Here is a 20625-nt window from a genome sequence, read left to right as displayed (position 1 = left end):
TCACCCTCCCTGCACAATCAGCTGCCGTTTTGCCGTCGTCCAAAGCAACTGAATCGGGATAAAGAGAACCAGTGCCCATACCGTCTGATTCATAAGTCCATGTAAAATTTCGTTTCCTTGAAATCCCTCTGTAAAAATCATGCTAGGTATATAACTGATTCCTTTAAACGGCAAATAATCCATGACACTCTGAGCCCAGACCGGGAAAAAACTGATCGGGAGAATCAGGCCGGAAAACAAGTCGATAACCACCCGTTTCGCCCGGATCAGCCCATCATTGTTAAACAAAAAGAACGTAGCAATACCTGTCAGCAGGTTAATTTGTGTATTGATAATAAAGCTCAAAAGAATGGAAATTAAAAAATAACCCCAGGTGGCCGGATGTGTGGTAAATTGTATCGGAAAAATAAAGTAAACGATCACCATTCCTGGCACCGAGAAAAACAAAATCCGGAATAACCCTTCACCGAGGCCCTGCATCATCTTCATCCCCAGGTAGTTATAAGGACGGATCATCTCAATCGCAACTTTGCCTTCCTTAATTTCGAGAGCAATTTCACGGTCGATGTTATTAAAGTAAAACGCCCGTGCCATCCAGGAAACCGCAATATACGTCGTCATCTGTACAATGGAAAGATCCTGAATGGAGGATTTGTCACCATAGATGGCGCTCCACAAAAAATAGTACGCGCCAATGTTGATGCTATAGATTAAAATACCGCTGTAATAGTTGGTCCGGTAGGCAAGCATCATTAAAAAACGAATGCGGATCATTTCCGTATATTTAGCCATTCCGGATGACTCCTTCTTCATAGATATTTCGTATGATTTCCTCTGTAGTAATTTCTACGATTTTCAGGTCGGCTATTTTTTGCGCACCAACCACTTGGCCGATCACAGCGGAAATAATTTCCTCGTTGTTTTCAACGCTGGCCGTCCAGTTGCTTGCATTGCTGCCCTGCTCCCACACCACTAAATGATCATGAGTCAAGCTTTGCAGTTCGGCATGTGTTGCCTCTTCAGCAAAGGCAAATTGAATCTGCTTCCCTTCACCCCAATTTTCACGCAGCTGCCGAAGTGCTCCATCATAAATGATTTTCCCTTCATCCAGCATGATGACCCGCTCACAAAGCGCTTCGATATCAGACAGGTCATGGGTGGTAAGAAGAATGGTCGTTCCGTACTTCGCATTGATCTCTTTCAGGAACTCGCGAATCTTGAGCTTTACGAGCACATCCAGTCCGATCGTGGGTTCATCCAAAAACAAAAGCGGCGGATTGTGAATAAGTGCCGCCGCGAGCTCACACCTCATACGCTGTCCCAAAGACAGCTTTCGCACCGGTTTATCAAGCAACGGTTCAATAGCGAGTGTCTCGATGACATCTGCCATATGTGTGTTATAAAAATCGTCAGGAACGTTATACACTTTTTTTAACAGCCGAAACGATTCTTGAACTGCGATATCCCACCATAACTGGGACCGCTGACCGAACACCACGCCAATGCTCCGAACAAATTGTTCACGGTCCTTATGCGGATTCATCCCGTTTACCCGGACGTGTCCGGATGTCGGAGTCAAAATTCCGGTAAGCATTTTGATCGTTGTTGATTTTCCGGCGCCGTTTTCGCCGATATAACCGACCATCTCCCCCTTTTTAATCTGAAGGGAAATATCATCGACTGCTGTCTTGATGGTATAGTTTCTTGTAAATAAATCCCGGAACGCTCCCTTAAGCCCGGAGCGGCTGGAATGAGACGTAAATTCCTTGCGCAACTCTTTTACATCTATAATATAGTCCATTATTATTTTCCTCCAAAAAACCCTCGTTCTCGTGATTAGCACCTGAACTAGTTTATCCTAACTCACCAAGGACCACAATTGTTTCATCCTGAACTTCGGGCGTTTCTTCAGCTGTATAGCCCAAAACGTGCTACAATAAAGGATGGTTTTTAACCAGGTTGTAAACAGCAAGGAGGACAATTCATGAAGCATCAACAGTCAGAATTACTATATAAAGACGCACAGGAGCATATTGTCGGAGGCGTAAACAGCCCATCGCGTTCGTTTAAAGCAGTCGGCGGCGGTGCACCGGTGTTTATGGAAAAAGCACAGGGAGCGTACTTTTGGGATGTGGACGGTAACAAGTACATAGATTACCTCGCGGCTTATGGGCCAATCATCACCGGACATGCCCATCCCCATATCACAAAGGCGATCACAAAAGCGGCCGAAAACGGCGTTCTTTTTGGTACACCTACAAGTCTCGAAGTGAAGTTTGCAAAAATGCTGAAGGAAGCCATGCCTGCCATGGAAAAAGTCCGTTTTGTTAATTCAGGAACAGAAGCTGTCATGACGACCATCCGCGTGGCACGTGCGTACACAGGAAGAGACAAGATCATTAAGTTTGCCGGCTGCTATCACGGCCATTCTGATCTCGTTCTTGTAGCCGCAGGCTCAGGACCTTCCACGCTTGGCACTCCCGATTCTGCCGGTGTTCCAAAAAGCATCGCCCAGGAAGTGATCACCGTTCCGTTCAATGACATTGATTCCTATCGGGAGGCTTTGCAAAAATGGGGCGATGAGATCGCCGCTGTTCTTGTCGAACCCATCGTCGGCAATTTCGGTATTGTAGAACCGAAGGAAGGATTCCTTGAAGCAGTAAATGATCTGACCCATGAAGCAGGAGCCCTCGTTATCTATGATGAAGTGATCACAGCGTTCCGATTTATGTATGGCGGAGCACAGGACCTTTTGAACGTGAAACCTGATATGACTGCCCTCGGAAAAATTATCGGCGGCGGACTGCCAATCGGAGCTTACGGCGGGAAGAAAGAGATTATGGAAAAGGTGGCGCCTCTTGGACCTGCCTATCAGGCCGGAACCATGGCAGGAAACCCGGCATCCATATCAGCAGGAATCGCCTGCCTTGAAGTGCTTCAGGAAGAGGGCGTATACGAAAAAATGGATAAACTCGGGCAAAGACTCGAAGAAGGCATCCTCGCCCATGCAAAAACATACAATATGCCAATTACGATTAACCGCCTTAAAGGAGCATTGACGGTTTACTTTACTCATGAGAAAATCTCCAATTATGAACAGGCAGAAAACACGGACGGCGAGCTGTTTGGCAAATATTTTAAAGCCATGCTTGAAGAGGGAATCAATCTCGCACCATCTAAATATGAAGCGATGTTCCTTACCACCGCCCATACCGAACAGGATATTGAAGAAACATTAAAAGCGGTGGAGTCTTCATTTAAAAAACTTGCCGAAATGTAATTTTTATTAAGCAGAGTGAATAATCACTCTGTTTTTTTCACCTCATTATGTAAGCGCTTACTTATATTATAAGGTTCGTTCTGTTGTCTTTTCCGATACGCAATATTCGCAATTTTGAATAAAGATAATTGACTGACTATTTAAACAATGATACTATGATAAGAACGGAGAAAAAATAACTTCTCGAAAATACATTGGCAAAGAGATAAAACCATATCTATCGATTTGGTTTTTTTATGTCTTATATTAAAACTTGGAGGTAAGGGGGCGATCGGATGGTTAAGTCATGGAGTCCTGCGCAGTTTAAGGATTACAGGAAGCAAGAGTTTGACAGCTGTGGAATTGTTTCGGTCATAGAAAAGGAGAACATTCCTACAAAAAAGAACGTGGATGATGCCATTTCTGCATTGATCACAATGAACCACAGAGCAGGTTTTATCGAAAACGAAGGAGACGGCATCGGGATTAATATTGATATTCCAAAGACCCTTTGGAAAGAAAAGCTGACCCGGGCAGGTCTCCCTTATGCTGCCGTGGAATCAGACCAATTTACCGTCGGACATATTTTTATTGATAAAAATGCGGACAGTCTGTCAGAAATGACTCAAATCAAGAAGTTGTTTGGGACACATGGTTTTGAACTGCTGTTTGAAACCACATCTGTGACAAAGTCTGAAGCGCTTGGTCCGATCGCCAGAGGTGAAGAGCCTGTATTCTGGCAGGTGGCCCTCCATCCGAAGAAAGTAATGGCGGACCTCGACTGTACGCTGTATAACCTGCTGACTGATATTGAAGTGTCACCTTCTGTTCATGTTGCGTCCTTAAGCAACCATCATGCAGTTTATAAAGTCATGGGATCTGGAGAGACCCTCCCTGCCTATTACCATGACCTGAACAATCCGCTTATTGCATCGACTGTTACACTCGGGCATAATCGCTATTCCACCAACACGCTTTCTACGTTTTTCAGGGTGCAGCCGTTCAGTGTACTTGGCCACAATGGAGAACTTAATACGATTGCCAAGCTACGGGAGGAAGCTGAAATTGTCGGTATTCCGGTCACCGTCGGCGGAAGTGATTCGCAGGATTTAAACCGGGTCATCGAAACATTGATCCTTCGTGATGGATTTACACTGTTTGAAGCGATGGATGTACTGTTTCCTCCTATCGTACATGAAATTAAATCCTATCCTCATCATCTTCAGGATCTCTATACCTACTTAAGGGAAGCATGGGGCCATTTTGCACAGGGACCTGCGGGTATTATTTCAAGATTTGGACGGGAAGCGGTATTCAGCGTAGATGCGCTTGGCCTTCGTCCGATTTGGCAGCTTGAAACGGAAACCTCCCTTTACTTCTCCTCCGAACAGGGCATTCTATCAAACAATGAATTTATGGCAGAGCCCAAGTGTTTCGCGCCCGGGGAAAAAGTAGGGTTAAAGCGCGAAGAGGACGGACGCCTGGTTTACTATGATCATAACGGTTACCAGGAAGCTGTCTTCTCTTCCATGAAAGAACGAATTAAGGTGGACGGTGCCCGCAAGCAACTGCACACTCAAGCCTATGATACCGGTTATTTCCGTGCCCCGCTCAAGAAGCACAATGGCTGGTATTCCGCTTACGGATGGGACCGAGAACAAATCCATCAGCTCGAACAGATGGCGGAAAAAGGGGTTGAGCCAATCCAATCACTCGGGCACGACTCCCCATTGGCTGCCCTTCATCCGGAACGTCAAAACATTGCGGATTTTATTAAAGAAAGTGTGGCTGTTGTTACCAATCCGGCCATTGACAGAGACCGTGAAACAGAGCATTTTTCTACACGTACCGTTCTGGGGAAACGGCCTTCACTTTTTGAAAAAGAAGAGTCACTTGGAACGGTCGAGCTGCTGACTCCCCTGCTGGTGGAAGGAAAAGACGGAAACGAGCTTTCTAAACAAAACCCCCACCCTTCATATGAGCAATTAAGCGCTTACTTTGAAGCAAGAAACGAAAAATATATTCTTCACACCATCATGAAAGACGAAGAAACAGTGGAAGAGGCCTTAAAGCGGCTTTGCACTGAAGCGGCAACTGCCATTAAGGACGGGGCAACCATCCTTATATTGGACGACAATCAGGCACACCGTATGCATTTATGGCTCGATCCCCACCTCGTATTATCGGCTGTGGATCAAAGCCTCAGAAAACAAATGCTGCGCCGCAGTGCATCCCTTATTTTAAGATCCGCCGCCATTCGGTCGCTTCACGACATCATCCTGGCGATCGGGCTCGGAGCGGATGCTGTCAGTCCTTATCTTCTCTTTGAAACCGTTACGGAGCCAGAGGATACCACTCCGGCAATCAAATTGTTTGAAGCGTTGAACAAAGGACTGGAGAAAGTGATTTCCACTATCGGAATCCATGAATTGAGAGGCTATGACCGCCTCTTCTCCAGTATCGGGCTGTGCCAGGAAATTGCCGAAACACTGAACATCGTTAACTTTTTCGGTTCAGAAAACCTAAGCTATAATTTCTCGGCACTGAAAGAAGACAGTCTTGCCCGCATGGAAGTTTTCAAACAGGAAAATGCAAGACCTAGCAAAAGTTTCCGCCTCTTTCCGCGCGTTTGGAAATCCATCGGAGATATTGCAAGCGGAAAGGCCGACTACAGAAGCTATGCCGAGAAATTATCGGAACAAGAGTTGAAAAATCCGATCGCTCTTCGCCATCTGACCGATTTGATTCCGTCACAGACTCCTGTTGATCCTGCTCAAGTGGACATAGGCGTTAAAGACCACAGCCTTCCTTTTGTCATCAGCTCGATGTCATTTGGCTCGCAAAACGAAACCGCATTCAGAGCGTATGCGGAAGCCGCAGATGTTCTGAATATGATCAGTCTGAACGGCGAGGGCGGAGAGATCAAGGATATGATTGGAAAATATCCAAAAACACGGGGACAGCAAATTGCTTCCGGACGTTTTGGCGTCAATATCGAATTGCTCAATTCTTCCAACCTGCTCGAAATTAAAATTGGCCAGGGAGCAAAACCAGGTGAAGGCGGTCATTTGCCTGGCTCCAAGGTGACAGATAAAATCGCCGAGGCACGGAATGCGACCATTGGATCGGATTTGATCTCCCCTTCCAACAACCATGATATTTACTCAATCGAAGATTTGGCGCAAATGATTACGGAATTGAAAACCGCGAACGATCAGGCAAAGGTATCGGTAAAAGTTCCGGTTGTTCCGAATATCGGCACCATCGCTGTCGGTATTGCCAAAGCAGGAGCTGATATTATTACGTTGAGCGGTTTTGACGGCGGTACGGGCGCAGCCAGAGTTCATGCACTGCAGCATGTTGGCTTGCCTGCTGAAATCGGTGTAAAAGCCGCCCATACGGCCTTGCTTGAATCAGGGCTTCGCCACAAGGTTGAGCTTTGGGCTGATGGAGGAATCCGCAGTGCCCTCGATGCAGTAAAAATGATGCTGCTCGGGGCGAACCGGATTGGTTTTGGTACCCTGTCCATGGTAGCGATCGGATGTACGACCTGCCGGGGCTGTCACCTGGATACATGCCATGTGGGAATTGCCACTCAAATTGATTCCGAACAAAAAGCCATTGATCATGGTCTTCGCCGCTTTGTGCCAAGAAAGTTTGACCCGGCTGTTCAGGGACTGGTGCGACTGTTTAGCGCATTTGGAGAGGAATTGCGCTTGCTCACCGCCTCCCTTGGTTTTTCTTCGGCTCAGGAGCTCGTTGGAAAGTCCGATTTACTTGTTCAAGCCCGCGGCCAGGAACAGATCGACTTATCCACACTGCTTCAGACCTCGGTCGTGGAAGAAATAATCCCGGTGCCTCAAGCGGAGGAAAAATTGCTCGCAGCTGTCACAATGGCTGCAGGAGCAGAGTATCTGGATAATGACGTTGCCCAGCTCGCCCAGTCCAGAGAGTTTCAATTTGTTACCGCGGAGCAACGCGTGCTTGGCAGCCGTGTCTCCGGGTACAACGTTCGTTCAAAGCAAACCGGCAAAAAGCCTGACATTACGCTTAACTTTAAAAGCGGCTCCATTCCCGGAAACGGTCTTGGCGCCTACACATCAAAAGGAATTAAAATCAAGGTAGAAGGCGGAGCACAGGACGGTCTGGCCAAGACTGCGTTTGGCGGATCGATTACCATTTTGAAGGCCAAAGGAAAAGACGGCAACTACTATAACGGTTCCGTCGGAAAAGGGGTTGCCTATGGCGCCCAAAAAGGGCTCTTCATGATCCAGGGAAATGCCGATGCCAGAGCGGGTATCCGCCTGTCCGGTGCAGACCTCATCATTGGCGGCAAGCTGACCGGTCCGGTTGTTAAGGACCGCGGCAATGTCGGTATAAACGCGAATATCAAAGGATTCGCCTTCGAATATATGACCAATGGAAGAGGACTTGTTCTTGGCGATCCGGGCCCATGGATCTGTGCCGGCATGACAGGCGGTGTGGTCTACCTCCGTCTCCAGCCGGAGCTGGGCCTTACGACAGAAGTACTGCAGTCCAGAATTGCAAAGGGCGCGAAGGTGTCCCTCGAGCCTATCGGATTTAAAGGCGCAGAAGACATCTCCGAACTGCTGACAAAGTACATGGGAGCTCTTGTGAAATCCGAACAGTTCGAAGAGGCGGCTGAAATCAAACACTTAATTGAACATCCGCTTAAGCATTTTGTTCAGGTGATCCCGGTTAAGGAACAAGCCGATCCGGATGTTTCTACTGAGTAAATAGACTATTAAAACCATCCAATATGGGGAATTGTCCCTATGATGGATGGTTTTTTGCTGTTTATTGTGATTCTAGAAGTTGTTACAAATGAATACTTGATTATTACGGGGAATCATTGTATAGTTGTCAAGATTATTAGTGATCTAATTTTAATTACAGAAGGGAACACCTTTTCAGATGAAACTTGGAGCCCGAATGATAAAAACGGGGTTGGCCATCACCATGGCCATTTATCTAGCCATGCTTTTTAATTTGAATACACCTGTTTTTGCTGCAATTGCAGCTACGTTTGCGATTCAGCCTTCAATATACCGATCCTATCAAACCGTTATTGAACAGATCCAGGGTAATATCATCGGTGCATTCTTCGCCATTGTCGGAGTGCTCCTGCTCGGAAACAGTCCGTTTGTCATCGGATTTGTCGTGGTAATCGTTATCGCCGTTAACTTGAAAATCAAAGTGGAGAAGACAATCCCCCTTGCCATCGTGACGGTGATTGTCATTATGGAAAGCCAAACGCCAAACTTTATCTCGTTTGCCCTTGGACGGTTTTTGCTCATTATGCTGGGCGTCGTATCCGCTTTTCTCGTAAACTTAATTTTTATGCCGCCAAAGCATGAAACAAAGCTGTATTACAGCATTTCGAATTTAACTGATGACATTATTAAATGGATGCGCATGATTAACCGTCATGCCTCTGACTACTCGGCCATTAAAGATGACATTGGGACGATGAAGGAAAACAGCATCAAGATGGATCAGCTCTATCTTTTATACAAAGAGGACCGCACTTATCTTAAAAACAATCAGTTTACCAAAGGCCGGAAGCTTGTACTCTACCGGCAGATGATCCATACAACCAAGAAACTGCTTGAACTGCTGCGAAACCTGCACCGTCATGAAAATGAATTGCTATGCATGCCCGAAGAGCTGCGGGAGCTGATCACCGAACAAGTGGAATGCCTGACCAGTTACCATGAACAGGTTCTGCTGAAATATACAGGCAAAATCAGGTCCCAGCATTCAACAGGGATGCTTGATGAGCTTTGTGAAAATAAGAGCTCGTTAATGAAGTCCTTCATGAACTATTATAACGAAGTTGAAAATGATCAATGGATGCAATGGTTTCCCGTATTTGCGCTGATTATTGATTACAGTGACCAGTTGGAGCATTTGAACCGCCTGGTTGAAAGCTTTAAGAAGCATCATACTGATGATAATGAACTGACGATAAAAGAAGAGAACATCAATTAAAACCATAAAAAAACTCCTGACAAACGTCAGGAGTTTTTTGCACTTTAGCTCTTCATTCTAGGATCGAGTGCATCCCGGAGGCCGTCCCCCATCAGGTTAAAGCCCAAAACGGTCAGCATGATGGCGAGGCCCGGAAAGATAACGGTCCAAGGAGCCTGAATGATGAAATCCCTTGAATCCGCCAGCATTTTCCCCCATTCCGGAGTTGGAGGCTGGGCTCCAAGACCCAAAAAACCGAGAGCTGCGGCTTCAATAATGGCTGTCGCGATGGCCAGTGTCCCTTGAACGATGATCGGTGCCATACTGTTGGGAAGCACATGGTGAATCAGGATTCTGGAATCCTTCATGCCGATCGCCTTTGCCGCTGTAATGTATTCTTCTTCCTTAACACTCAGCACGCGTGAACGAACAAGTCTTCCGAATATCGGAACGTTAATGATGGCAATGGCAATCAATGCGTTTCTCAGGGATGGCCCAAGAACGGATACAACAGCGATGGCCAAAAGAATGCTCGGAAATGCAAGCAGAATATCAAAAATTCGGGAGATAATTCCATCCACGATTTTGCCGTAATAGCCCGCGACAATTCCCAGGGCCGAGCCGACAATAACAGATCCGGCTACGGAAACAAATCCTACCCAGAGGGAAATTCTTGCTCCGTAGAGTACCCTGCTGAAAATATCCCTGCCAAACTCATCCGTACCGAACCAATGCTCGCCTGAAGGCGCAAGATGCTTGTCCGCCAGTTTTTGGTCCGAAAAGCTGTATGGTGCCAACAACGGAGCGAAGATCGCGATCAAGATGAAAAAAACAACGATTCCCAATCCAACCATTGCAAGTTTATTCCTTTTAAAGGAGCGCCACGCATCTTTCCAGGGCGAGATCACTTTGTCATCGCTTTGCTCCATCACCGGCGGGTTGTTTAACGGTGGTGTGCTCTGTGCCAATTCTGCCATACTAAACTCCCCCTATCAGTACTTAATGCGCGGATCAATGGCCGCATACAGTATATCCACGAACAGATTTATAAGAACAAACAATGTCGCCACTACAAGTATCCCGGACTGGATCACAGGATAGTCACGTGACTGGATGGCATCGTATATATAAGTTCCGATTCCCGGCCATCCAAAGATGGTTTCCGTCAGAATGGCACCTCCAAGAAGAAGCCCCGTCTGCAGACCGATGACAGTAACAACCGGAATCATCGCATTTTTCAAGGAGTGCTTGTACACCACCCAGAACATTTTCAATCCTTTTGCCCGTGCTGTACGGATGTAATCAGATCTCATGACTTCAAGCATGCTGGAGCGGGTCATCCTTGCAATGATCGCCATCGGAATGGTGCCAAGGGCAATACCAGGCAGGATTAAGTGCTTCACCACTTCAATGAACTGGTCAAACCTTCCCTCTATCAGCGTATCGATCAAGTACAAATGCGTGATGGCTTCCACGGGCATCCGTATATTGTCCCGTCCTGTTGTCGGAAGCAAGTCCCATTTAATAGATACAAAATATTGCTCCATTAAACCGAGCCAGAAAATGGGCATGGAAACCCCAATAAGTGCAATCAGCATAACCCCATAGTCAAACCATGAGTTTTGAAACCAGGCGGAAATAATGCCCGCATTCACACCGACAATGACAGCAATTAAAATCGCTACAAGCGACAGTTCGATGGTTGCTGCTAAATACGGCCAGATTTCATCGCTGATCGGAGATCTTGTTTTTAATGACATCCCCAGATCGCCCTGGAACAGTCCGCCTAAGTAATGAACGAATTGCGTATACCAAGGCTGATCGAGGCCCAACTGTTTTGTCAGTGTTTCAATCGCGTCTTTTGACGCTTGCTGGCCCAGGATCAATTGCGCAGGATTACCAGGGATCGCGCGAATCATCATAAATACAATGAACGTCATGCCAAGAAGTACGGGTATCAGCAAACCAACCCTTCTGATTGTATAAGAAAACATGTCCACACCTCATTTACGCATAGTTGTGTTACATCCTGATGTTTTTCTCCAAAACAAAAGGGGAGCATGCAAGATACTCCCCCGTTTTTTCATTACTTCGACATGGAAACATCAACAAATGATTGAGAGCCTTTAGGATGCGGGTAGAAACCTTTAATCGTGCTCACACCAGCAAGCTGTGGCTTAGCATGTACAAGAGGAACCCATGGTGCATCTTCGTGAATGATTTCCTGTGCTTTTTTGTATAGCTCTTCACGTTTTGCTTCATCAGCTGTGGATTGTGCTTCAATCAACAGTTTGTGAACCGGTTCGCTCTTATAGCGGGAATAGTTATTGGAATCGATCGTATCTTTATCAAGAAGCGTATACAAGAAGTTATCCGCATCTCCGTTATCCCCTGTCCAACCGATCAAGAAAGCAGGTGCTTCGCCTTTACGCAGTTTCTCAAGGTACGTACCCCACTCAAACGTTACAATGTTTGCTTTGATTCCAACTTTTGCAAGGTTTGCCTGGATGGCTTCAGCAATTTTTTGTCCGTTTGGCATATAAGGACGTGATACCGGCATTGCCCAAAGATCCATCTTAAAACCGTTTGGATATCCTGCTTTTTTCAGAAGCTCTTTTGCTTTTGCTTCGTCATAAGCATAGTCTTTTACATCCTTATTTTGTCCGGCAATGGAAGATGGAAGCGGCGTTATTGCAGGTTCAGCTGTTCCATTGTAGAAGTTTTTGATCAAATCATCTTTGTTTACAAGATGGCTGATCGCCTGGCGTACTTCTTTTTTGTTGAATGGTGCTTTTTCCGTATTGAAACCGAAGTAAGCAACGTTCATGGAAGGACGCTCAAAAATTTGGAGATTTTTATCCGATTTGATTTTATCAATGTCACTTGGGTTTACTCCGTCGATCAAGTCCACTTCGCCCTTGGTCAACGCATTGAGGCGGGCAGAGTTGTCTTTAATGACTTTAAACGTAACACCGTCAAGCTTAGGAAGTCCTTTTTTCCAGTACTTATCGTTTTTAACCACAGAAATCGTGTCTCCACGCTTCCACTCTTTAAACTTGAAAGGTCCTGTTCCTACAGGATGCTCTCCGTATTTATCGCCATATTTGTCAATCGCTGCAGGGCTTGAAATCGCAAACGGGCTCATCGCAAGGTTTTTAAGGAATGGCGCTTGCGGGCGTTTCAGCGTAAATTCAACTGTAGAATCATCAAGTGCTTTTACTTCTTTAATCACCTGGCCAGGATCGTTCTTGAATCCGCCAAACATGGAAGCATAGTAAGGGAATTTGGCAGCGTCGCCATTCACCCAGCGCTCGAAGTTTTTCACAACAGCATCTGCATTAAAATCGGTGCCATCCTGGAATTTAACTCCTTTTTCAAGTTTGAACGTGTATTTAAGGCCGTCCTTGGAAATATCCCAGCTCTTTGCCAACTCAGGCACAACATCTGTATTTTCTTTTTTATAGCCTGTCAATGTTTCAAATACTTGCTCTGTAACGATAAAAGATTCACCGTCTGTTTCATGAGCCGGGTCCAGTCCAACCGCATCGCCGCCTCGTCCATAAATCATGACGCCGCCGCCTTTGTCTTTTCCATCGCTGCTGGCGCCTTCACTTGAAGACTTACAGCCGGCGAGCCCCAGTGAGAGAACCAAGAGTAACACCAAAACTGTTAATGAACTTTTCTTCATGTTCTTTCCCCCATTTTCATATAGTTTTTTTGCCTCTATTTATGTGTACGAGCTGTCATTCATAAAGATGACAAGCTACGTAATGGCCTTTATCCACTTCCTTAAATTCGGGCCGTCTGGCAGAACACACATCCATTGCCTGTGGGCAGCGGGTATGAAATGCACAGCCTTTTGGCGGATTGGATGGACTTGGTACATCTCCTTTAAGTATGATGCGTTCCTTCTTGATTTCTACGTCCGGAATAGGCACCGCCGATAGCAAAGCCTGGGTATAAGGGTGAAGCGGATTATCATAAAGCGGTTCACTGTCTGACAGCTCCACTATCCTGCCGAGATACATGACCCCCACCCTGTCGCTGATATGTCTGACCACACCCAGATCGTGGGCAATAAACAAGTAGGTTAAACCAAAGTCCTTTTGAAGATCCTGCAAAAGGTTGAGCACCTGAGATTGGATGGAAACATCCAATGCAGATACAGGCTCATCGGCAATAATCAGTTTGGGGTTTACAGCCAGTGCGCGTGCAATCCCGATCCGCTGGCGCTGTCCGCCGCTGAACTGGTGGGGATAGCGTTTGGCATGGTAGCTGTTCAGTCCAACAACCTCCAATAGCTCCTTCACCCGTTTCTTTCGTTCCTTTGCATCTTTCACACCGTGGACGAGCAGCGGCTCCTCCAAAATTTTCTCAACGGTATGTCTCGGATTGAGTGAAGCAAAGGGGTCTTGAAACACCATTTGCATTTCTCTTCGCATTTTGCGCATTTCATTTGAAGACAGGCCGAGAACATCTTTTCCTTCAAAAAAAACATTTCCTTCACTTGGTTCCAGAAGCCTCAGCAGCATGCGTCCTGTCGTCGACTTGCCGCAGCCGCTCTCCCCTACAAGGCCCAGTGTTTCCCCTTTTTGGATGGTAAAAGATATTCCGTCTACAGCCTTTACTTCACCAACGGTCTTTCCAAGCAGACCGCCTTTTATCGGAAAATGTTTCTTTAGATTTTCAACTTTAACTAATGGTTCGGTCAACGATGTCTACCCCTTTCTCATCCTCGTACAGCCAGCATCGGACCCTTTGGCTGCCTCCAAGGCTTTCCAGCGCAGGCGTTTCGCTGATACAGCGGTCAAACGCATGGGCGCACCGGGGCGCAAATTGGCATCCCGCTTTTACCGAGCCGGGCTTTGGTACGTTTCCTGGAATGGAGTACAGTCTCTCTTTCTTATCCCTCATATCCGGAACAGACTGAATCAGTCCTACTGTATAAGGATGCTTAGGAGATGTAAAGATGGTTTTGACATCTGCCTCTTCCACCACTTTACCTGCATACATAACAACCACACGCTGGCACATTTCTGCCACCACACCAAGGTCATGCGTGATCATCATGATGGCTGTATCTGTCTCTTCATTGAGTTTTTTCATCAGCTCAAGAATCTGTGCCTGAATCGTTACATCAAGAGCCGTCGTCGGCTCGTCTGCAATCAGCAGTTTCGGAGCACAAATCATGGCCATGGCAATCATTACCCGCTGGCGCATTCCTCCAGATAATTGATGCGGAAAATCTTTCATTAATTCTTCCGCACGTGGAAGACCAACCATTTTCAGCATATCAACGGCATGTGCCTGAGCTTTTTTCTTTGGCCATTTTTTATGTATTTGCAAAGCTTCGATCAGCTGGCTGCCGATGGTGAAAACCGGATTTAAACTTGTCATCGGCTCCTGAAAAATCATGGCGATTTCATTTCCGCGGATTTGTCGCATTCTCTTTTCCGAGGCTGAAACAAGATTCTCCCCATTAAACAGAATATCTCCCTCTACTTTTCCCGCGGGTGAAGGCACAAGTCCCATAACAGATAAAGAGGTAACACTCTTGCCGCATCCCGATTCTCCGACGATTCCAAGCACTTCTCCGGAATTCACCTGAAAATCAATGGAATTAACAACAGAAATTTCACCATCATCTGTCATAAAGGAGGTCCTTAATCCTTTAACTTCCAAGACAGGACTGCTCACTAACCCAACCCCTTTCTATGATGCTTTTTTCTTTCTGCGTGAACATTTAGTAGGACACTCTACTTCGAATTATGACACTAGTCTGATAATTTGACAATACGAAAATTTTTAAAAATTTAAAAGAAATAACAATTTTTTGTTAAATGCGGGTCTTTTTTAATAAAAAAAAGAGGCGGTGCACATGGTGTACACCGCCCTTTTCCTTAGTTTTCTGTTTCACCCATCACAACTTTATTCCTAGACTTACCAATTTAATCTCCAAGCTGCTGAACCGTAAACAGATTATAATAAACTCCTTGTCGAGCCATAAGTTCCTGATGGGTTCCGCTTTCTGCAATTTCGCCATTATTCACCACTACAATACGGTCGGCATGAGTAATCGTCGCCAATCGATGGGCGACAATAAACGTCGTCCGTTCCTTTGCAAGCTTGTCGAGCGATTCCTGGATCAAGTGTTCACTTTCCAAATCGAGAGCGGATGTTGCCTCGTCAAGAATCAAAATCGGAGGGTTCTTAAGAAAAACCCTGGCAATAGCGAGCCGCTGCTTTTGGCCGCCGGATAGTTTGACACCCCTCTCTCCGATTTTTGTGTCATATCCTTCCGGGAGGCTCTTGATAAAGTCATGGGCGTTGGCTGCTTTTGCCGCAGATATCACTGCCTCATCAGACGCATCAGGATTTCCCATGAGAATATTGGCTTTTACAGATTCACTGAATAAAATGTTATCCTGCAGAACCGTGCCGATTTTATCCCTCAGCGAACGTACCTTAAAGTTGCGGATGTCTTCCCCGTCCAGTTGAATGCTGCCTTCGGAAACATCATAGAACCTTGGAATCAGACTGACGAGGGATGATTTTCCGCCGCCGCTCATTCCCACAAGGGCGATCGTCTGACCAGGTTCCACTTCCAGATTGATTCCTTTTAATACATAAGGTTCACTCTCATTGTAACGGAAGTACACGTTATCAAATGAAAGCTGCCCTTTTACTCCGTTCAGTTTTCTGGCTTTTGGCTGGTCATAGATATCATATTCTTCATCCATAAATTCAAAGACCCTGTCCATGGAAGCCAGGGACTGTGTCAGCGTGGTGGATGAATTCACCAGTCTTCGTAGAGGATTGTACAGCCTGTCCATATAGCCTGCAAAAGCCACCACTTCCCCGATGGAAATATGCCCTCCGATGGCCCGGTAGGCCGCAAAGCCAATAACAAGCAACGGAGCAATATCTGTAATGGTGTTCACCACAGCAAACGTTTTGGCATTCCATGTCGTTTGATCCATCGCTTTGTTAAGAAAATGGGAATTTCTTTTATTAAATTGAACCTGTTCATAGTCTTCAAGAGCGAAACTCCGGATCACGGACATTCCCTGCACCCTCTCGTGCAAATGCCCCTGAACTTCGGCAAGCGCCTGCGATCTCTGTTTGGTCAGTCCGCGCAGCCTTGTATAAAAGTATTTAACCGATAGACCATAGAACGGCAGCATGGCCAGTGCCACTACCGTCAGCCAGCCGTCCATGGTAGCCATAATCACGATGGCAATCACAATCGTAAACATGTCCAGCCAGACATTCATTAACCCGGTAATGACAAAGTCTTTGGTCTGCTCCACATCATTAATGACCCTGGAGATGATTTCTCCCGATTTATTATTGGAGTAAAAACGCAAGGAGAGCCGCTGAATATGCTGATACAGCTTGTCTCTTATATCGTATAAAACTTTACTGCCTACCCATTGGGCATAATACTGTCTGTAATATTCAATCGGCGGCCGCAGCACACCAAAAATAAAGAATGCTCCTCCCATCAACCAGAACAGTTTGACCATTTTTTCACTGGTCGATAATCCTTCCCCGCCAATAATCGTGTCCACCACATATTTTAAGATGAGCGGAATAAGGAGCGGAATCCCAAATTTCAAAATCCCGATCACAATCGTCCATCCGATCTGTTTTTTATAAGGTTTAACAAAACCCAAATACCGTTTGATACTATCCAAAACATCACACCCTAATTTGAAATGCTGAAGCAGGCGTTCAGAGCTGCAGGACATTGGAACTCTCACGCAGCTACACGCTTTTTGTGTGAGGCGGGTGAGTGAAATGACCAAAGCTCTGCCTGCTGAAGCTGGATCAAGAAATGCTGAAGCGGCCGTTTAACACGCTTTCATACCAAAATAACGCCTGAGGAAAGATCCCGTCCGGATCCAGCCAAGGCGTCCATCGCAAACATCTATAGTATACATCCTTATGGGCAGAAAAACCTGTTGAATGCTTGATTCAACAGGTTTTTTCTTATCTGAATTCCAAATACCGCTCGTACCATTGCTCTATAAAGCCAGGTTCAAACGGGCCTTTTCTCTGATTGATCATGGAAATTAAATTATTTAGGTTCTTTTGGATAATGTAATCAAGCTCTGGCGGGTATTTCATGATCTGTCGGTGCAGGCTGTATTCATCTTCATCGAGCAGTATATAGGACATATCAGGAAAAACTTTTATATCCAGATCATAATCAATATATTTTAGCGCCTCATTATCCCAAATATACGGTGTCCCCAGGTTGCAATAGTAGTAAAAACCATCCTGCCGGATCATGCCGATTACATTAAACCACTGTTTAGCGTTAAAGTAGCAGATTGCCGGTTCTCGTGTCCGCCACTGCCTGCCATCTGATTCTGTTACCAGAATACGGTCATTTCCCGCAATAACAACTGACGAGCTTCCTTTCAGGATAACCGTATCTTCCCAGGTTCGATGGAGGGATCCATTATGTTTGTAGCTCTGAATATCAATAATACTTCCGGGTGTGGGAAAACTCATATGCCTCTCCTTTCCTTCGCGATTCCGGAAGCCAATGGTTTACCAGTTATGGGGTTACTCCTTTCCGTTTAAAATAATACATATAGGTAATTCACCAGCTTCGTTGCAAAATACGTTCATTGTGTCGTCTCATCACTATTCTAGCCCTGCCCGGCGTTCATCATCCCCAAGATCAGTTACTTTACGTTATTTTCTCTTCTATAGTATATCGTTTTAAGAATAGTTTGGAAATGATAGTTACCCTGTTTATTGAAAAAAAGCTCGCCCATTTTTTCATTGCCTAGTTCTTTTCCCCCTGTATGTAGTCAAAAAACCCAAGAAAACCAAAAATGCCCCCTGCGTATAGCAGGGAGCATTAATGGATAGAGGTTACTGTTGGTTACCTTGGCCCTTGCGTTGTTGAGATTGAGCGTTTTGCTGACGAACCTGTTGAGCGTCAGTTTCGCTTCCAAACTCAGCACCGTATTGACCTTGGCCAGCTTGAGACTGTTGGTTTTGACGTCTAACTTGCTGTGCGTTTGTTTTTGACTGTTTGTCCATGTGTATCACCTCCACGAAAATTAATTTAACCCTCATCAAATGTTTTTATGTGAGCAAAAAAAATTTTTTTGATGAATATTTTCCGTGGTTGCGGCATCCCCAGACCGGGTATAGGATTGCAAACGGGATGAAAAACTAAAAAAGCTTTTTAGCGTGGTGCGTATGCACCAAAACTGGCACTGGGAGGTAACATCATGTATGTAGGAAGAGACATGAGCGAGCTGGATATGATGGATAAAAAGGAATGGAAGGACAGTGAACTGGCACACTTTCACCAGTCTTTCCAGCAGATTACACCTTATTTAAACGAAGAAGGTGTGACCATACATCGAGAAATCATCAAGGAAATTGAAGCCAGGGGCGGTCTGAAAAGCGATGAAGCGAGTTATGAGAGAGGCACTACTCCCAAAGTGGACTAAAACACACAAAAGGTGATCCTGAACTTCAGGATCACCTTTCGTTTAAAAATTACTGTACGATTGCCCGCCGTCAACGTTCAACGTGGCACCAACCACCCAAGAAGCCCGGTCAGATGCCAAAAATACAACCGTGTTGGCAATTTCCTCTACCGTTCCAAATCGCTGGGCTGGAATGTTTTGCTGAATATACTGGTTGATTTTCTCCGGAGTTTCTTTCAGCCGGCGCTGCCAGTTACCCGTCGGATGCAATACAGAACCAGGCGCAATTCCCGCAACCCTCACGCCCTGGGATATCATTTCATCTGCAAAGGACTTTGTAAACGAGATGAGGGCTGCTTTGCTGGCATTGTAGGTTGGCTTTCCACCCGACTCTCGGCCGAAGATGGAAGAAAGGTTAAGAATTGTGCCCTTTTCCTGCTTTACCATTTTTTCCGCTGCCAGCTTGCTCATCCCAACCGCGGACAAATAATTCAAATGCACCGATTCTTCAAATTGGTCCATTGTGGTTTCCATTACAGCCGATCCATTGCTTCCTCCCGCATTATTAACAAGGATATCGATGCCGCCAAAATGCGAGATGAATTCCTGAAGAATGCGTTCCCGGTCTTCAGGTGACTTCACATCCCCCTGCATGGTAAAAAGAGCTTGGCCCAATTCTTCCTTCGCTTCTGTCAGCGTCTCCTCCTGTCGTCCGCAAATGCCGACAAATGCTCCTTCTTCCAGGAACAGCTTGGCAATGCCCTTTCCAATGCCCTTGGAACCTCCGGTGATTAATACTTTTTTCTGATCAAGACCTAAATTCATAAGGCTGCCACCTCTTTCGCCAATTTTATGATTTTTTGATGTGAGACCGGGAAAGGATAAGCTTCCATTTCCTCAAAGGTTACCCACTTGAGCTCATCCTTGTCTCCAATTTCATAGATGCATCGCCCTTCGAATAATTGAATATCCCACTTCAGATGGGAAAATACGTGGTCAAGGTTACTGATATGGTCTCCGATTTCTGCTGATATTCCCCATTCGGCTTCCAGAAAAACTTTAAGATCTTCAATTTCACTTTGCCCTCTTTTTTTGACCGGAACATTCGGAAATTCCCACAAATTAGCGAGCAGGCCTTCCTTGGGCCGTTTGTGAATGAGATATTTCCCATCTTCTCTCCGCAAAATAAGAGCAGCTATATCCACATGACGAACTTTTGTTTTTTTCTCCTTTACAGGAAGTTCCCGCTGCCTTCCCTGTTCAAAGGCACGGCAGTGCTCATGAACCGGGCAAATCAGGCAAGCCGGAGATTTTGGTGTGCAGATCAGGGCTCCAAGCTCCATCAGTGCCTGATTGAATGAGGAAGGATCTTCCTTTGAAATAAGCTCGCGAACCGCCTTTTCAAATAAAGTCCGCGATTTCGCCTTTCCAATATCTTCTTCAATGAGCAGAATCCGTGACAGTACACGCATCACATTGCCATCCACCGCGGGTTCCGGGACGCCATAGGCAATGCTCAGTATCGCTCCTGCGGTATAGGGCCCGACACCTTTCAGCTTGGATATATCCTCCGGTGTATCGGGGACTCTTCCTCCATATTGCTCGGCAACCTCTTTTACTGCGGTTTGCAAATTGCGAACACGGGAATAATAACCTAAACCCTCCCATGCCTTCAACACCTTCTCTTCATCTGCTTCGGCAAGCGCTTCGAGCGTTGGGAAAAGGCCAAGGAACCGATTGAAGTAGGGAATAACCGTGTCCACACGGGTTTGTTGAAGCATGATTTCCGAGACCCATACTTTATAGGGATCCTGATCTGCTCTCCATGGCAGATCACGCTGGTTCATTTTGTACCAGTCCACCAGGTCTCGCTGAAAATTTAAAATCGAAAAATCGTCAGTATAAGAATTCAAAATG

16 protein-coding genes are annotated in these 20625 nt (G+C 45.9%); 4 read left to right on the top strand and 12 right to left on the bottom strand.

What is annotated here, in order from left to right:
- Together QNH15_RS04320 and QNH15_RS04315 are read right to left on the bottom strand one after the other, a co-directional pair.
- Nucleotides 1-792 carry an ABC transporter permease gene (locus QNH15_RS04320; RefSeq protein ID WP_283892853.1) on the bottom strand — a complete coding sequence of 264 codons (792 nt, stop codon included), beginning with the start codon at nt 790-792 and terminating at the stop codon, nt 1-3.
- The gene (locus QNH15_RS04315; protein WP_283892851.1) at nt 785-1801 is read right to left on the bottom strand and encodes an ABC transporter ATP-binding protein; all 1017 of its coding nucleotides are present in this window, start codon (nt 1799-1801) and stop codon (nt 785-787) included. Before QNH15_RS04315 ends, QNH15_RS04320 begins: the two co-directional genes overlap by 8 nt.
- A 183-nt stretch (nt 1802-1984) precedes the next feature.
- On the opposite strand from QNH15_RS04315, the gene QNH15_RS04310 reads away from it, so the two are divergent.
- From QNH15_RS04310 to QNH15_RS04300, 3 genes are all read left to right on the top strand, one after another.
- Nucleotides 1985-3280, top strand: coding sequence for a glutamate-1-semialdehyde 2,1-aminomutase (locus QNH15_RS04310; RefSeq protein WP_283892849.1), 1296 nt, complete (start codon nt 1985-1987; stop codon nt 3278-3280).
- A gap of 275 nt (nt 3281-3555) precedes the next feature.
- Nucleotides 3556-8016 carry a glutamate synthase-related protein gene (locus QNH15_RS04305; RefSeq protein WP_283892847.1) on the top strand — a complete coding sequence of 1487 codons (4461 nt, stop codon included), beginning with the start codon at nt 3556-3558 and terminating at the stop codon, nt 8014-8016.
- Nucleotides 8017-8194: 178 nt separating this feature from the next.
- Nucleotides 8195-9271, top strand: coding sequence for an FUSC family protein (locus tag QNH15_RS04300; RefSeq protein ID WP_283892846.1), 1077 nt, complete (start codon nt 8195-8197; stop codon nt 9269-9271).
- 44 nt (nt 9272-9315) lie between these two features.
- Here QNH15_RS04300 and QNH15_RS04295 read toward each other — a convergent pair whose 3' ends face one another.
- The 8 genes from QNH15_RS04295 to QNH15_RS04260 form a co-directional block, all read right to left on the bottom strand.
- Nucleotides 9316-10227, bottom strand: coding sequence for an ABC transporter permease (locus QNH15_RS04295; protein WP_283892845.1), 912 nt, complete (start codon nt 10225-10227; stop codon nt 9316-9318).
- Between the two features lie 15 nt (nt 10228-10242).
- Nucleotides 10243-11244: an ABC transporter permease gene (locus tag QNH15_RS04290; RefSeq protein ID WP_061974264.1), complete on the bottom strand. Its 1002-nt coding sequence runs from the start codon at nt 11242-11244 to the stop codon at nt 10243-10245.
- A gap of 92 nt (nt 11245-11336) precedes the next feature.
- The gene (locus QNH15_RS04285; RefSeq protein WP_283892842.1) at nt 11337-12938 is read right to left on the bottom strand and encodes an ABC transporter substrate-binding protein; all 1602 of its coding nucleotides are present in this window, start codon (nt 12936-12938) and stop codon (nt 11337-11339) included.
- Nucleotides 12939-12993: 55 nt separating this feature from the next.
- The gene (locus tag QNH15_RS04280; RefSeq protein ID WP_283892840.1) at nt 12994-13962 is read right to left on the bottom strand and encodes an ABC transporter ATP-binding protein; all 969 of its coding nucleotides are present in this window, start codon (nt 13960-13962) and stop codon (nt 12994-12996) included.
- Nucleotides 13943-14947 (bottom strand): ABC transporter ATP-binding protein, encoded by a 1005-nt coding sequence (locus QNH15_RS04275; RefSeq protein ID WP_283892839.1) that lies wholly within the window; start codon nt 14945-14947, stop codon nt 13943-13945. The genes QNH15_RS04280 and QNH15_RS04275 overlap by 20 nt, the downstream gene beginning before the upstream one ends.
- 251 nt (nt 14948-15198) lie before the next feature.
- A complete protein-coding gene (locus QNH15_RS04270; protein WP_283892838.1) occupies nt 15199-16947 on the bottom strand; it encodes an ABC transporter ATP-binding protein in 1749 nt (582 codons plus the stop codon).
- 295 nt (nt 16948-17242) lie between these two features.
- The gene (gene ntdP, locus QNH15_RS04265; RefSeq protein ID WP_283892837.1) at nt 17243-17770 is read right to left on the bottom strand and encodes a nucleoside tri-diphosphate phosphatase; all 528 of its coding nucleotides are present in this window, start codon (nt 17768-17770) and stop codon (nt 17243-17245) included.
- Between the two features lie 369 nt (nt 17771-18139).
- Nucleotides 18140-18316 (bottom strand): gamma-type small acid-soluble spore protein, encoded by a 177-nt coding sequence (locus tag QNH15_RS04260; protein ID WP_090237575.1) that lies wholly within the window; start codon nt 18314-18316, stop codon nt 18140-18142.
- Between the two features lie 188 nt (nt 18317-18504).
- On the opposite strand from QNH15_RS04260, the gene QNH15_RS04255 reads away from it, so the two are divergent.
- A complete protein-coding gene (locus QNH15_RS04255; protein ID WP_061974278.1) occupies nt 18505-18729 on the top strand; it encodes a hypothetical protein in 225 nt (74 codons plus the stop codon).
- Between the two features lie 42 nt (nt 18730-18771).
- Here the strand turns inward: QNH15_RS04255 and QNH15_RS04250 are convergent, their stop codons facing one another.
- Nucleotides 18772-19533 (bottom strand): SDR family NAD(P)-dependent oxidoreductase, encoded by a 762-nt coding sequence (locus QNH15_RS04250; protein ID WP_283892836.1) that lies wholly within the window; start codon nt 19531-19533, stop codon nt 18772-18774.
- Nucleotides 19530-20621, bottom strand: coding sequence for an A/G-specific adenine glycosylase (gene mutY / locus QNH15_RS04245; protein ID WP_283892835.1), 1092 nt, complete (start codon nt 20619-20621; stop codon nt 19530-19532). The genes QNH15_RS04250 and mutY overlap by 4 nt, the downstream gene beginning before the upstream one ends.
- Nucleotides 20622-20625: the final 4 nt, after the last annotated feature.

The organism is Fictibacillus enclensis, assembly GCF_030123385.1.
Taxonomy (GTDB): domain Bacteria; phylum Bacillota; class Bacilli; order Bacillales; family Fictibacillaceae; genus Fictibacillus_C; species Fictibacillus_C enclensis.
This window is presented reverse-complemented; position numbering and strand designations above follow the sequence as displayed.

What these genes read in the sequence shown, in the direction of transcription:
- QNH15_RS04320 (WP_283892853.1), bottom strand. Translation starts at nt 792, where the DNA reads ATGGCTAAATATACGGAAATGATCCGCATTCGTTTTTTAATGATGCTT.
- QNH15_RS04315 (WP_283892851.1), bottom strand. Translation starts at nt 1,801, where the DNA reads ATGGACTATATTATAGATGTAAAAGAGTTGCGCAAGGAATTTACGTCT.
- QNH15_RS04310 (WP_283892849.1), top strand. Translation starts at nt 1,985, where the DNA reads ATGAAGCATCAACAGTCAGAATTACTATATAAAGACGCACAGGAGCAT.
- QNH15_RS04305 (WP_283892847.1), top strand. Translation starts at nt 3,556, where the DNA reads ATGGTTAAGTCATGGAGTCCTGCGCAGTTTAAGGATTACAGGAAGCAA.
- QNH15_RS04300 (WP_283892846.1), top strand. Translation starts at nt 8,195, where the DNA reads ATGAAACTTGGAGCCCGAATGATAAAAACGGGGTTGGCCATCACCATG.
- QNH15_RS04295 (WP_283892845.1), bottom strand. Translation starts at nt 10,227, where the DNA reads ATGGCAGAATTGGCACAGAGCACACCACCGTTAAACAACCCGCCGGTG.
- QNH15_RS04290 (WP_061974264.1), bottom strand. Translation starts at nt 11,244, where the DNA reads ATGTTTTCTTATACAATCAGAAGGGTTGGTTTGCTGATACCCGTACTT.
- QNH15_RS04285 (WP_283892842.1), bottom strand. Translation starts at nt 12,938, where the DNA reads ATGAAGAAAAGTTCATTAACAGTTTTGGTGTTACTCTTGGTTCTCTCA.
- ntdP (WP_283892837.1), bottom strand. Translation starts at nt 17,770, where the DNA reads ATGAGTTTTCCCACACCCGGAAGTATTATTGATATTCAGAGCTACAAA.
- QNH15_RS04255 (WP_061974278.1), top strand. Translation starts at nt 18,505, where the DNA reads ATGTATGTAGGAAGAGACATGAGCGAGCTGGATATGATGGATAAAAAG.
- QNH15_RS04250 (WP_283892836.1), bottom strand. Translation starts at nt 19,533, where the DNA reads ATGAATTTAGGTCTTGATCAGAAAAAAGTATTAATCACCGGAGGTTCC.